Source organism: Streptomyces sp. NPDC005423, from assembly GCF_040606415.1.
Taxonomy (GTDB): Bacteria; Actinomycetota; Actinomycetes; order Streptomycetales; family Streptomycetaceae; genus Streptomyces.
This window is the reverse complement of record NZ_JBEXET010000004.1, coordinates 160,340-173,645: the sequence shown is the minus strand read 5'-3', so window position 1 is coordinate 173,645 and position 13,306 is coordinate 160,340. Positions and strand designations below refer to the sequence as shown.

Below are 13,306 nucleotides of genomic sequence, written 5' to 3'. Positions count from 1 at the left end.
CCGGGTACCCCTGGCGGTGCGTCCTAAAGTGACCGGGCGCGGTTTTCTCGACTCCGGTGACACGTGCCCCGGCGGACCTGGGGCCCTCCCAGGCGTGCGCTGTCGGCACGCCGGGCATACGTGCCGGTCAGGCGGCCGTCGAGCGCCGCCGATCGGGAGGATTCCACAATGACCGCTGCTGATCCCCATCACGCACGCTCCGCACCGTCGCCGATCTGGACCGTACTGCTCGGCGGCGGCACGATCGCGTCGCCGGTGGACGGAGACCCGCTGGCGCTGGTGGGGCAGGCGCACGCACGGGGCGGCGTCGCCTGGCTCATGGTGCACGCCGATGACGAGGAGGCTCTGCGGAGGGCCGCCGACGCGTGCGGGCTCGACGCCGGTCTGGCCGGCCGGGCGAGCGAGCCGGGCACCCGCCCCGGTCTCGACCGGGTGGACGACGTCATCGTCCTGACCCTGCGGACGTGTCATCTCGACCGGCACACGGGCGGCGCCCCGCGGCTGCCCCGGCTGACCCGCTCCGGCTGTGTGGTGCTGTTCGCGGGTCCCGGTTTCGCGCTGGCCGTGGAGCACGGCCGCACCGACGTGCGGAAGGCCCTCGCGGACAGGTTCGATCACCAGGCCGTGCGCGGCGCGGACTCCACGGAGCTGGTGCGGCTGATGGCGGGAGTCGTCACCGACCAGTACGAGGAGATCGCCGAGGCGCTGGAGGAGGCGACCGAGGACGCGGACCCCGAGCCGCCGGACGACGCGTCGGCCCGGACGGGGCGGGCCGACCGGGCCGAACGCCGGCGGCGGCTCGCGGCGGCACACCACCTGCACCGCCAGATCTTCCGGCTGCGCCGCACCGCGGGCCCTGCCGCGCTGGCTCTGGGCGCCGCCTCCGACGCCTTCGGCGATTCCCGGCAGGACGGCGATCCGCTGCGTGACGTGGCCAGTCGGCTACGGCGCGTGGTGGAGCAGTCCGAGCAGCTCGGGGAGATGCTGGACAGCGCCCGGGACGCCTGGACGGCGGAGGTGGGCGTCAGCCAGAACGACGACATGCGGCGCATCAGCGCGGTCGCGGCCCTCGCCGCCGTACCCACGGTGGTGGTCGGGAACTACGGCATGAACTTCGACCACATGCCGGAGCTGCACTGGCGGTGGGGTTACCCGGTGACCATCGCGGCCACCGTCGTGATCTGTGCGGTCCTCTACGGCTTGTTCCGCCGCCTGAAGTGGCTGTGAGCGGCGGCACGGCCCGGCCAGGTCCGCCTGCCTGAGCGGTGTGGGGGTTCCGGATCGGGTGCGGCAAGAGAATAAGTCCGGGGCGGCCTGAAAGACGCGGACGGGGGCACGAGGGTCTCTGCGGCACCGACCGGCGCCGCAGCCGCCGAACCAAGGAGAAGGCCGTGTACATAGGTCTGGGTACCGTCGTCCTCATCATCGTCATCGTCGCCGTCGTCATGATGCTGCGCCGCGGCTGAGCCGCGCCCTTCGTGCCGCACGACCAGTCATGGACCCCAGCCCGCCCCGAACGGTGTTCCCCAGGGGCGGGCGTGGTCATGTTTCGGCCCCGCTGAGCGGCCGGACACCTCCCCGCCGCCGGGACCGAAACCGTCAAGTCGCCGCCCACACAAGGCAGTTCAGTTTGCCGCCGGTCGCCCCCGGGCCACCGCGCGGAACTCCAGCGGGGTGCGGCCGTCCCGGCTGAGGCGGGCACCGGGCACCCTCAACGGGAGTGCGGCCCGCTGTTCGGGGCCGGCCGCGGCGTCTCGCTCCTCGGCAGACCCAGGTCGTTCGCGATGGCCCTGGCCCGGCTCCGGGTGTCCTGCGCGGGAGCGGGCTGCTGGGCGCCGTCGTAGCAGTCACCGAGGCACGTCAGGCATCGCGCCTCGTGGTTGCGTTCGCCGGTGACGTGGAACAGGTCGACCGCCTGCCGGTAGCAGTCCACCGCCCGGTGGTAGTCGCCGAGTTGGCGGTGGATGTACCCCAGGCTGTCCCAGGTGTGGGCCAGCCCGTCGACGTCCTCGGTGGCCAGGGCGAGCGCGAGGGCCTGCTCGCAGTGGGCCAACGCCTCGCGGTAGTTGCCCAGTTGGGCCAACTGCCAGCCCATGTGGTTCAGGGCGGCCGACTGGCCCGCCAGGTCACCCGCCGCTCGGTAGTGCCGCAGGCTGCAACTGGCGTGTTCGAGAGCCTGGATGTGCTCGCCCCGGGTGCCCGCCAGCCGGGCGAGGTGCTGATAGGTCCGGGCCTGCCCGGCGTCGCTGCCCAGCGCGGCGTACAACTCGAGTGCCCGCGCGTAGTGTTCGCCGGCCGCGGGATGCCGCAGTCGGTCGAGGGCGAGTCCGAGGGTGCGGTGGGCGCCGGCCTGGCCCGCCCGGTCGTTCTCCAGCCGGGCCGCCGTCATCGATCTGCGGCCGGCCTCCTCCAGGGCGTGGTGGTAGCCGTTGCGGTCCAGGTAGGTGGTGAGGACCGCGGTCAGCCGCCAGACATGGCTCCCGAAGTGGTCGGGGGCGTGGCGGACGACCTCCAGGAGTACGGCGCACTCGGCCGTGAACCAGGCCAGCGCCTGGTCGTAGCCCGCGAACTCCGCCACGTTGGCCCCCGGCCGGGCCGTCGGCAGGGGAATGGGGTTGGGCTGCGGGGTCACCAGCGCGTCGGCGGCTCGCGCGGTGTGCAGGTAGTGGTCGAGCAGGCGGTGCAGCGCGGTCCGTCGTACCCGCTCGTCGTCCTGCTCGGCGACGAGTTCGCCCGCGTACACCCGCAGTAGGTCGTGGAAGACGTAGCGGCCCGGGGCGTGTTCGGACAGCAGGTGCCCCCGGGTCAGCTCGGACAGCAACTCCCGGGTCTCCTGCGCCGGGATCCCCGCCAGCGCGGCGACCGCGGCCAGTCCGGCGTCCGGCCCCGGGTGCAGGCCGAGCAGCCGGAACAGCCGGGCCGCACCGCCGCTGAGGGCGCGGTAGGACCAGGAGAAGACGGCCCGGACCCGGCTCGCGGCCTCGCCCGCGTCCAGCGCGTCCAGCCGGTTCCGCTCCTGCCGTAACTCGCGTGCCAGGGAGCCGAGCGGCCGGTGCGGCTGGGCGGCGGCCCGCGCGGCCACCACCGCGAGGGCCAGCGGCAGGCCCGCGCACCGGGCGACGATGTCCCGTGCCGCGTCGGCCTCGGCCGTCAGCCGGTCCGCTCCGATCCGCTGGGCCAGCACGTTCCGGGCGGCGCCGGGGCCGAGCACGTCGACGGAGAGCAGGTGGGCGCCCTCCGAGACGGCGAGTCCGGTCAGCCGGTTGCGGCTGGTCACCAGCGCCATGCAGCCCGCCGCCCCCGGCAGCAGCGGCCGTACCTGCTGCTCGTCCCACGCGTTGTCCAGTAGGACGAGTACCCGGCGGCCCGTCAGCAGGCTCCTGTATAAGCCCACTTGGGCTTCGAGGCCGGGCGGGATGCGTTCGGGCCGCACTCCGAAGGCGTCCAGGAAGCCGCGCACCGCCTCCGCCGGAGTCACCACCGAGCCCCGGGGGTCGAAGCCCCGCAGGTTGACGTAGAGCTGCCCGTCGGGGAAGGCGCTCTCCGTCTGGCGCGCCCAGTGCACCGCCAGCGCGGTCTTTCCGACCCCGGCCATGCCGGAGACGGCCGATATCACCACCGCGGGGGAGTCCTCCCGGGCCTTGTCCAGGATCGACAGGAGCCGGGTCATCTCCTCGTCGCGTCCGGTGAAGCCCCGTACCGCGACCGGGAGTTGGGCCGGCGTCTCGGCCGGCTGAGGGGTCGGCGCCGCCTGCGGGTCCGCCGCGGCCGGCGGTCGCGGCGCGGACGGCTCGGGGGCGAGCTCCGCGATGGGTGAACTCCCTTCCGCTCGTGCGGAGTCGGGCGGCGGGAGCGGTGGGCGCCGGCCGGTGGCGGGCCTGCGGCCGTCGAGGATCGTCTGATGCACCGTGCGCAGGGCCGGCCCCGGGTCCGTCCCCAACTCCTCGGCCAGACGCCGCCGTACAACGCTGTAGCAGTCCAGCGCCTCCGCGCTGCGCCCGGCGTCGTGCAGGGCCCGCATCAGCGTCTCGGCCAACGTCTCCACCAGCGGGTACTCCGCGAGGAGTTCGGTGAGCGGCCCGATCACGGCCTCGGCGTCATGGCGGCGCACCTCGATACGGGCCCAGCCGACCGCGGCATCCACCCGCTGGCGCCGCCATGTCTCCCGCGTCCGGGCGGCCCACTGCCCGTGCAGTCCGCTGAGCGGCTCCCCGCGCCACAGACCGAGCGCCTGGTGCAGCAGCAACGCCCTTGTGCCGTCCGGCTGTTCAGCCGCGTGGGCGCGGTCGATCAACTGCCGGAACCGGTGTACGTCGACCTGCGAGGGGTCCGCGTCCAGCACGTATCCGCCCGAGCGGCGCACCAGGCGCAGCGGCTGTGTACCCCGCTCGGTGGCCTGTTCGCAGACCCGCCGGATCCTGGCGATATGGGCGTGCACCGCGCGTCGTGCCGCGTCCGGCGGGTCGCCGTCCCAGACCCGGTCGATGAGCGTGGCCACCGCGACGGGGCGGCCGATCTCCACGGCCAGCGCGGCCATCACCGTACGGCGCTGCGGAGGGCCCACTTCCATCGTGTACGGCCCGGCCGACAGCTCGACGGGGCCGAACAGGTTCACGTGCACCATGCCGCTCACTCCCCCCGCCGCTGGTGCGGCTGTACCCATCTTTCCCCGTCCTCCCTGCTTCCGGACAAGCATTCGACAACGTTTCGATCCATGCCCGGATGCGAGTCTTCTGGCGTACTGACGGCCGACGACCGAATGCGGCGGCGGCACGCGGAGAGCACGACCGCTCCGTCAGGTACGGGCCGTGTAACGGGGGCGGGCTGCAACGGGGGTGAAGGGCTTGACCGAACACGAAGTGATGGCACCGGAGACATCGGTCCTGACGAAGGCGCCCGAGGGACGGGACACGCCGGGCGCGCGGGAAGCCACGCAGGTGAGGCTACGGCCGGCGGGACTTCAGCAGTCGCCGGCGGCCGTGACCGTGGCGGCCCGGACCAGGACGGCGACCCCGGCCCCGACGGCGGCGGTGACCTCGCCGCCCTCGCCGGCCGGCGCCGGCCGCAGGGTGCTGGAGGGCGCCTTCGGGCTCCTCGAAGCGGTGGAACTGGCCGGAGAGGCGGGGCTGACGAGGCTGGCGGCGGAGTGCGGACTGCCCAAGTCGACCGCCCACCGGCTCCTTGAGCAGTTGGCCGAACTGGGCGCGGTGGAGCGGCACCGCGGCAACTACCGGATGGGGCCGCAGATGTTCCACCTCGGGCACCGCTGGCAGCCGCACCCGGCCCTGCGGTCCGCCGCGCGGCAGCCGGTGCGGGAGCTGGCGGAGCGCACGGGCGTGGCGGTGGGCGTCTGCACGCTGTGGAAGGGGCACGTGCTGGTCCTGGACTGGGCGGCGGGCAAGGAGGCCGAGCCGTCCGCCGCGACGTGCCGCGGAATGACCTGGTCGTGGCGGACGGCGGCGGGCAAGGTGCTGATGGCGGCGGCCGGTCCCACCGCGCTGCCGGGACCGGATCCCGCTTCCTGGCTCCGGGAGGCCGCGGACATCCGGGCCCGTGGCGCCGCCTTCGACCGCGAGGAGCTGATGCCGGGGGTGTGCTGCACGGCCGTGCCGCTGTACGGCCGCCCGGGGCAGCCCCCACTGGCGTCGCTGTGTGTCGTGACCGATCCCGCGCATCACCTGCCGCGGCTCGCCCACGCCGCCGCGCGCACCGCCAAGGTCATCGGCATGGGGCTGCGGGGGCGCTGAACGGTCGCCGCGGGGCTCCGCGGGGCCGCTCACCAACTCCCCTTATACGGAGCGGAGTTGCCGGGTTAGTCCCAGTGATCCGGCGACGGGCGGAACGGTCCGGACGGTCCGCGGTGCGGCGCCGTCCGGACCGGTGCCGCACTCCTCGCGGGCCGGCGCGACAGCGTCGTACCAACGCGACACCCGCCGCCCGCCGACGACTTCAGGCGGGCGGCGGGCGGCGAGGTGTGCTGTCGGAGCGCGGCGGGTGGCGTGCGGTCAGCGCGTGGCGAGGAGTTCGAGGGTGTCGATCACCCGGTTGGAGAAGCCCCACTCGTTGTCATACCAGGCGACGACCTTGATGTGGCGGCCCTCGACCCGGGTGAGAGCGGAGTCGAAGATCGACGAGGCGGGGTTCCCCGTGATGTCGGACGACACGAGCGGGTCTTCCGAGTACTCCAGGACACCGGCGAGCGGTCCCTCCGCCGCGGCGCGGTAGGCCGACAGCACCTCGTCACGGGTCACGTCGCGGGCGACGGTCGTGTTGAGCTCGACGATCGAGCCCACCGGCACCGGTACGCGGATCGAGTCGCCCGACAGCTTGCCGTCGAGGTTCGGCAGCACCAGGCCGATCGCCTTGGCGGCGCCCGTCGTGGTCGGCACGATGTTGATCCCGGCGGCCCGCGCGCGACGGGGGTCGCGGTGCGGCCCGTCCTGGAGGTTCTGCTCCTGCGTGTAGGCGTGCACCGTCGTCATGAACCCGTGCTCGATGCCCGCGAGTTCGTCGAGGACCGCGGCGAGCGGCGCCAGGGCGTTGGTGGTGCAGGAGGCGTTGGAGACGATCGTGTGCGACTCCGCGTCGTAGGCAGCGGTGTTGACGCCGAACGCGAGGGTGACGTCGGCGCCGTCCGAGGGAGCGCTGACGAGCACCTTGCGCGCGCCCGCGTCGAGATGGGCGCGGGCGGCCTTGGCCGAGGTGAAGCGGCCGGTGGCCTCCAGCACGATGTCGACGCCGAGTTCGGCCCAGGGCAGCTGGGCCGGTTCGCGCTCGGCCAGCACCTTGATCCGGTGTCCGTCGACGACCAGGGTGTCCCCGTCCACGGTCACCGGGCGCCCGAGCCGGCCGGCCGTGCTGTCGTAGGCGAGCAGCCGGGCGAGAGCGGCGGGTTCGGTGAGGTCGTTGACCGCGACGATCTCCAGCGTGCTGTCGCGCTCCAGCAGCGCGCGCAGCACATTGCGTCCGATGCGGCCGAATCCGTTGATGGCGATGCGAGTCATGAGTGAGGTCCCTTTCCTTCCCCACCAGGCTCGCTCGCCGCTCACGTCGCGGCCAGTGGCGTGATCGCCATGGTTCGAAAGGATCCCGCCACCGGCCGCTACTCGCCCCGGGTGAAGGTGCGCCGGTACTCGCTCGGCGTGGTGCCGAGGATGCGCTGGAAGTGCAGCCGCAGGTTGGCGCCGGTGCCGAGCCCGACGTCGGTGGCGATCTGTTCAACGCTGCGCCGTGACCTCTCCAGCAGTTCGCGGGCCAGGTCGAGGCGGGCGCGCATCACCCACTGCATCGGCGTGTAGCCGGTCTCCTCGACGAAGCGCCGGGAGAACGTACGCGCCGAGACGCCCGCCCGCTGGGCCAGCACGTCGAGGGTGAGGGGCTCGGCGAGGTGGTGCAGCGCCCACGCGCGGGTGGCGACGAAACGTTCGCCGAGTGGTTCGGGGACGCTGCGCGGCACGTACTGGGCCTGGCCGCCGCTGCGGTAGGGAGCCGCGACCAGGCGCCGGGCCGCGTGGTTCGACGCGGCCACTCCGAGGTCGCCGCGCAGGATGTGCAGGCACAGGTCGATACCGGAGGCGGCGCCCGCCGAGGTGAGCACGGTGCCCTCGTCGACGAAGAGCACGTTCTCGTCGACGCGTACGAGCGGATGCCGGGCGGCGAGGGCCCGCGTGTAGTGCCAGTGCGTCGTGGCGCGTCTGCCGTCGAGCAGACCGGTGGCAGCGAGCGCGAAGGCGCCCGTCGAGATGGCGGCGAGCCGCGCGCCCCGGGCGTGGGCGGCGATCAGCGCGTCGACGACGGCGGGCGGCGGGCCGTCGCGGTCCGGGTGCCGGTAGCCGGGGACGAAGACGATGTCGGCCCAGGCGAGCGCCGCAAGACCGTGGGCGACGTGGTAGGACAGGCCGTCGCCGCCGGTCACGAGACCGGGTGTCGCCCCGCACACCCGCACCTCGTACGGCATGCTCGCGCGGGTCGTGAACACCTGCGCCGGGATTCCCACGTCGAGCGGCTTCGCGCCCTCCAGCACGAGGACGGCGACGCGGTGGGGGCGGGTGGCGGGCACGGGGAAGAGGTTACGTCCGCAGGCGTCGTGGCCGTCGGCGCGGCCTCGGTCAGCCGGTCTCCCGGGGCTCGCCCGTCTCCCGCGGTTCACCTGCCGCTTGCGGTTCGCCGCTCTGCGGCGGCTCGCTCGGCAGGGTGAACGTGATGCGGGTGCCGTCGGTGTACTCGGGGTCGACGAAGATCGTCCCGCCGTGGAACTCGACGATCTTCTTGCACATCGCCAGCCCGATACCGCTTCCGCTGTAGGCGTCCTTGGTGTGCAGCCGCTGGAAGATCACGAACACCTTCTCGGCGTACTCGGGGGCGATACCGATGCCGTTGTCGGTGACGGAGAACCGCCACAACTCCCCGTCCTCCACCGCCGATACGTGGATCCTCGGCGTCCGGTCCGGGGCGCGGAACTTGACGGCGTTGCCGATCAGGTTCTGCCAGAGCATGCCCATCTGGGTGGGATCGGCGGCCAGCGTGGGCAGTTCGTCCCGGGTGATCACCGCACCCGCCTCCTCTGTGCCGACGCTGAGGGAGGAGAGGGTCCGCCTCACCACCGAGCCGAGGTCGACGGGCTCGGGCACGCGGTGGACGCGGCCCACGCGGGAGAAGTCGAGCAGGTCGCTGATGAGGACCTGCATACGGTTCGCGCCGTCGACCGCGTAGTCGATGTACTGGTCGGCGCGGTCGTCGAGTTGACCGCCGTAGCGGCGCCGCAACAGCTGGGTGAAGCTGGAGATCTTGCGCAGCGGTTCCTGGAGGTCGTGCGAGGCCACGTAGGCGAACTGTTCCAGTTCCGCGTTGGACCGCTGGAGCTCCGCGGACTGGGCGTCCAGGCGCTGCCGTGCCTCCTCGCTGAAGTCCAGTTCGCGCACGAGCCGCCTGCGCATGGAGTCGATCTCGCCGCTCAGACGGCGCAGGTCGGCGGGCCCGGTCGGGTTGATGGGGTGGCCGAAGTCGCCGTCGGCGACGGTGCGGGCCGCCGCCCCGAGCTGCGCAAGCGGAGTGGTGATGCCGCGCCGCAGTCCCTCGAAGACCAGGCCCGCCAGGGCGGCGATGACCAGGGCGATCGCAGTGAACACCCAGTTGCGCAGCCTCATCGCGGACGCCAGTTGACTCCGCGCCCGGTCCCGCTCGACGCGCAGCCCGGCCTGCTGGGCGCTCATGGCCCGCCGCGCCCGGTCGAAGGCCGCCTTGCCCGCCGTGGCCTGATCGGCGGCCAGCGGCGAGGGGGCACCGGCCGGAGAGGCGGCGATCGGCCGCGCGAACCCCTCCTGCCACTTCTCCGCGGCCTCCCGCACTGTCCGCAGATCACGGAGGCCGGCCGTGTCGCCGCGCAGGAGGTCCGAGAGCCGCGCCGTGTCCGACTTCTGCTCGGCGATGCCCGTCCGGTACGGCTGGAGGAAGTCCGGGAGGCCGGTGAGACCGTAACCGCGAATGCCGGTCTCCTGGTTGAGCAGGGCCGACTCCAGGCGGACCGAGACCGTCAGGGCGGGGGACTTCACGTCCACGAGGTCGGCGCCGATGGACGCCGTCCGACCGAGGATCCACGCGCCCACCAGCCCGAGCAGGGCCAGCACGGCCAAGGACGCGGCCACTCCCGCCCGAAGCCACCGTCGGGTCGTCCACGCGGACAGTCCCCGCGCACGCGGCTGGCTCTCGTCGCCGGTCATCCTCTGACTCCTCCACTGTGACGGCCGCCCCTGATACGGCGCAGCGCAACACTGTAGAGGGCGTACGACAACGGTTGTTGTCGTGGGCCGCCCCGGAGCCCTAGGGTGCCGGGTATGCCTGGCAAGAACTTCGTCGTGCGGACCACGCCGCACCAGACGACCGCACTCGCGGACGCGGCCGTCGACGAGCTCGCGCGGCGCATCGCACTTCAGCTACTGGAAGATCCCTCGCACCCGACGGCGGACGATCCGACGCAGGCGCTCACCCGGCTGCACGTACTGACCCACCTCCAGCGGGCCGCCGAACGGCTCCAACGGAACGCGGCCGAGGACGCGGCCCGCGCGGGCGCCGGATATCCGCAGATCGGCGAAGCGTGCGACCTGACCCGCCAAGGCGCCCGCCGCCGTTGGCCCGGGCTCTTCCACCATTCCCACGAAGCACCGACGGAGCACTCGATGATGACCACCCCCGCCCGTCCCTTCGACGTCCTGCTCGTCGAGGACGACGTCGCCGACGCCATGCTCATCGAGGAAGCCCTCTCCGAGTGCGGGGCCCGCAACCTGGTCCAGGTCACCGACGGAGTCGCCGCTCTGGAATACCTCCGCACCCCGGACAACGTGCGTCCCGACCTCATCGTGCTCGACCTCAACATGCCCCGGATGAACGGGCGCGACCTGCTCCGGGTCCTGAAGGCCGACGAGGAGCTGCAGACCATTCCGGTGGTCGTCCTCACCACCTCCGCCGCCCCGGACGACGTGGTCGGCGCCTACAGCAGCCACGCCAACGCCTATGTGACCAAGCCCGTCAACCTGGAGGAGTTCGAGCGGACCGTCCAGAGCATCGACGCGTTCTACCGCGAGACCGCGACTCGCCCGCCCCGCGCCTGAACCGGGCCCGACCCGGGCGTCACGGCGCGGGCGGCCGCCACTCCACCATGAGGATGGTGGCGTCGTCCCGCAGTCTGCTGTGTTCGGAGTCGAGGAGCCAGTGGATGAGCCGGCGCAGCGTCTCGGGCGCCAGTTCCCCTCCGGCCGTCGCGCGGATGACCGACTCGGCGAACCGGTCGAGCCCGAACTCCGAGCCGTCCCGCATCCGCGCCTCGGTCACGCCGTCGGTGTAGAGGAGCACCCGGTCGCCGGGCTCCAGCGTCGTCTCGTGCACGGTGCGCGGGGCGTCGAAGAGCGTGGCGGGCGCTCCCATCGGCGGATCCGCCGGACCGGCCAGCGCCCCGTCGACCAGGCGCCGGCCGCGGATGAGCAGGGGCGGCGGATGACCGCAGTTCACCCAGCGCAGCAGCCCGGTGGCCAGTTCCAGCCGGAGGAGGACGCCCGTGCAGAACTGGTCGGGCAGCCACCGGCTGAGGACGTCGTCCACGCAGGTCACCAGGTCGGGGAGGTCGGCGCCGGTGCGGCGGGCGTTGCGGCAGGCCGCCAGGGTGACCACGCTCGTCAGGCCGGAGGCCAGGTCGTGTCCCATGGAGTCGAGCATCGCCGCGTGGAGCGTGGTGGCGGTGAGCGCGTGGTCGAAGGCGTCGCCACCGATCTCGTAGGCCGGTTCCAGTACGGCGGTCGAGAGGGCGCTCGCGTTGCCGATGGTGCGGGGCGGCAGATAGGCGCGCAGCATCTCGGCGGGCAGTTGCATGGGCTCGGTGCGGATGCGCTGGACGAAGCTCTCCCTGTACGCCCTTTTCGAGGTGGTCATCATCGCCAGCAGGGTGGCCATCGAGCGGCTGCGGCGCAGCGTCACGGGGTCCAGCGAGGGGGTGTGCACGGAGATCACGCCCAGCCGTTCCACGCCGTCCACGAGCGGCAGCCACAGCACCATCGCGCCCGCCGCGGACTCCCCGACGCGCGGGGTGAGAGTGCGGTACGCCCATCCCGCGAGCGAGTCGTCGATGTCGAGGGGTGGGGCGTTCTCCGTCAGGGGCATCAGGTGGCGCTGCTGGAGGTCCGCGAGGTACACGACGATCTGCTCGACACCGAGGGCGGCGGCGCAGTGGGACACGGTGACGGCGAAGTCCTCGGCCGCCAGCGCCGGATCGGCGAGGAGTTCCTCCAGAGGCCCATCACCCTCCGCGGGGGCCGGCACGGATTCTCCCCTCGACGGACGCGATGGATGCAATGAATTCAGTGGATGCAGTGGATGCAGTGGATGCAGTGGATCGACGGATACGACAGTCCCGGCGGACTCGGCACATCTCCAGCAGTGAAACACCATGACGTCGGCCCGGCGCGGCGAAGGACGCCGGAGAGCCGCCGGAGCGGCACGTGGAGGCCTGGGGCCGGGTCGGGGCGCCCGAGGCGGTCCAGCCGTGCGCGCCTCGCGGCCCCCAACCACCCGCCCCGCGACGGGTGTTGCGCTCGCGCTGACGTCTCAGAGCACCCGGATCAGTTCGTCCAGCATGCGGGCGGTGGCGCCGACGGCGATCGAGAGGTGCCCCTCGCCCTCTTCGAGATGGGCCACGGCCCCGGGAACGTTCGCGGCGAGCCACTGCCCGTGGGCGAACGGGACCATCAGGTCCGCGGTGCCCTGCCAGACGAAGCCGGGCACCGTGATCTCGTCCACCGAGAACCCCCACGGCTTGGTGAACGCCAGGTCGTCGTCGACCCATCCGTCCACGCCGGGCCGCAGCCCCTCCGAGAAGTTCGCCGCCAGGTCCTCGCCGAGTTCGTCCGTCAGGACCGCCCGGTCGACGGGGGAGAGCAGACTCCGCATACCGGCCAGCAGCCCGGCCGCATCGGTGTCGCGCAGCCCGACCGCCTCCTGCTCCAGGAAGGGACGCAGCGCCACCTCGCCGCGCAGGGCCCGCCCGAACTCCTCGATGTTCCCCTCTCCCATCCCGGCCAGGAAGTCCACGTCCGGCAGGCCGAAGGGGGCGACACCGGCGAGCACCGCCACGCCCGCCACCCGGTCGGCCAGCCGCGCCGCCGTGGCCAGTGCGTGCGGGCCGCCGCCGGACCAGCCGCCGACCAGGCAGCGCGGGGCGCCCAGTTGGTCGAGGACGGCCCGGACGTCCGACGCCACATCCACGACGTCCCGGCCGGGCGCGCGGGTGGACCCGCCGTACCCGGCGCGCGAGAAGGTCACGAACCGCAGTCCCCGCTCGTGCGCGGCGCGCTCCATGGAACGGACCGGCACCACGCCACCGGGGGTACCGTGGTGGAACACGAACGGGATGCCGCCTTCGGGCCCGCTCACGGCCAGGTCGAGCTGCCGGCCGTCCCGCGTCGCAATCATCGTCATGGCACGCATTCTGCCCGCGTTCGCCCATCCCCGCGGCGACGCGACGCCGACCGGCCCGGCAAGGGGACCTGACCGTCCACGAGGTCCCGGCGGCCGGCCCCCGGACCAACATGTGACGCCGCCCCAACACCCGCGCGCCTGAACACCGTTGGCGGCCCATGATATCAACTGTGGCCCTGTCGACGCGTTTCACGGACCTGTTCGGTGTGCGGCACCCGATCGCGCCGGCGCCCATGGGCGGATCGGCCGGTGGCGCGCCGGCGGCGGCCGTCTCGCGCGGCGGCGGACTCGGGATGCTGGGCGCCGGAAACGGGGACGGGCCGCACACGCGGTGGGCCACGAG

The 13,306-nt window shown here is 73.1% G+C and carries 9 protein-coding genes; 3 read left to right on the top strand and 6 right to left on the bottom strand.

The annotated features are described in order from the left end of the window. Positions 1–168 precede the first annotated feature (168 nt). Positions 169–1,227 (top strand): CorA family divalent cation transporter, encoded by a 1,059-nt coding sequence (locus ABZT12_RS08595; RefSeq protein WP_356379487.1) that lies wholly within the window; start codon positions 169–171, stop codon positions 1,225–1,227. A 484-nt stretch (positions 1,228–1,711) separates the two neighbouring features. Here the strand turns inward: ABZT12_RS08595 and ABZT12_RS08590 are convergent, their stop codons facing one another. Beyond that, positions 1,712–4,624, bottom strand: coding sequence for a BTAD domain-containing putative transcriptional regulator (locus tag ABZT12_RS08590; RefSeq protein WP_356379484.1), 2,913 nt, complete (start codon positions 4,622–4,624; stop codon positions 1,712–1,714). Positions 4,625–4,844: 220 nt separating this feature from the next. On the opposite strand from ABZT12_RS08590, the gene ABZT12_RS08585 reads away from it, so the two are divergent. Continuing rightward, positions 4,845–5,747: a helix-turn-helix domain-containing protein gene (locus ABZT12_RS08585; RefSeq protein WP_356379481.1), complete on the top strand. Its 903-nt coding sequence runs from the start codon at positions 4,845–4,847 to the stop codon at positions 5,745–5,747. Between the two features lie 258 nt (positions 5,748–6,005). On the opposite strand, the gene gap is transcribed toward ABZT12_RS08585, so the two are convergent. The 3 genes from gap to ABZT12_RS08570 form a co-directional block, all read right to left on the bottom strand. Next, on the bottom strand, positions 6,006–7,004 hold the full coding sequence (gap, locus tag ABZT12_RS08580) for a type I glyceraldehyde-3-phosphate dehydrogenase (protein ID WP_356379478.1): 999 nt from the start codon (positions 7,002–7,004) through the stop codon (positions 6,006–6,008). Positions 7,005–7,102: 98 nt separating this feature from the next. Beyond that, positions 7,103–8,059, bottom strand: a complete 957-nt coding sequence (locus ABZT12_RS08575; protein WP_356379475.1) for a helix-turn-helix domain-containing protein — start codon at positions 8,057–8,059, stop codon at positions 7,103–7,105. A 49-nt stretch (positions 8,060–8,108) separates the two neighbouring features. Further along, positions 8,109–9,719, bottom strand: coding sequence for an ATP-binding protein (locus tag ABZT12_RS08570; protein WP_356379472.1), 1,611 nt, complete (start codon positions 9,717–9,719; stop codon positions 8,109–8,111). 114 nt (positions 9,720–9,833) lie between these two features. Between ABZT12_RS08570 and ABZT12_RS08565 the strand changes: the two genes are divergently transcribed. Beyond that, positions 9,834–10,607: a response regulator gene (locus ABZT12_RS08565; protein ID WP_356379469.1), complete on the top strand. Its 774-nt coding sequence runs from the start codon at positions 9,834–9,836 to the stop codon at positions 10,605–10,607. Positions 10,608–10,626: 19 nt separating this feature from the next. On the opposite strand, the gene ABZT12_RS08560 is transcribed toward ABZT12_RS08565, so the two are convergent. Next, on the bottom strand, positions 10,627–11,751 hold the full coding sequence (locus tag ABZT12_RS08560) for a PP2C family protein-serine/threonine phosphatase (RefSeq protein ID WP_356379724.1): 1,125 nt from the start codon (positions 11,749–11,751) through the stop codon (positions 10,627–10,629). A 342-nt stretch (positions 11,752–12,093) separates the two neighbouring features. Further along, complete coding sequence (locus ABZT12_RS08555; RefSeq protein ID WP_356379466.1) at positions 12,094–12,963, bottom strand: alpha/beta hydrolase; 870 nt, start codon at positions 12,961–12,963, stop codon at positions 12,094–12,096. Between the last annotated feature and the right edge of the window lie 343 nt (positions 12,964–13,306).

Bases quoted from the DNA above. Each gene is read 5' to 3' on its own strand.
- ABZT12_RS08570 (WP_356379472.1), bottom strand. From the start codon at position 9,719: ATGACCGGCGACGAGAGCCAGCCGCGTGCGCGGGGACTGTCCGCGTGG.
- gap (WP_356379478.1), bottom strand. From the start codon at position 7,004: ATGACTCGCATCGCCATCAACGGATTCGGCCGCATCGGACGCAATGTG.
- ABZT12_RS08565 (WP_356379469.1), top strand. From the start codon at position 9,834: ATGCCTGGCAAGAACTTCGTCGTGCGGACCACGCCGCACCAGACGACC.
- ABZT12_RS08555 (WP_356379466.1), bottom strand. From the start codon at position 12,963: ATGACGATGATTGCGACGCGGGACGGCCGGCAGCTCGACCTGGCCGTG.
- ABZT12_RS08595 (WP_356379487.1), top strand. From the start codon at position 169: ATGACCGCTGCTGATCCCCATCACGCACGCTCCGCACCGTCGCCGATC.
- ABZT12_RS08590 (WP_356379484.1), bottom strand. From the start codon at position 4,624: ATGGTGCACGTGAACCTGTTCGGCCCCGTCGAGCTGTCGGCCGGGCCG.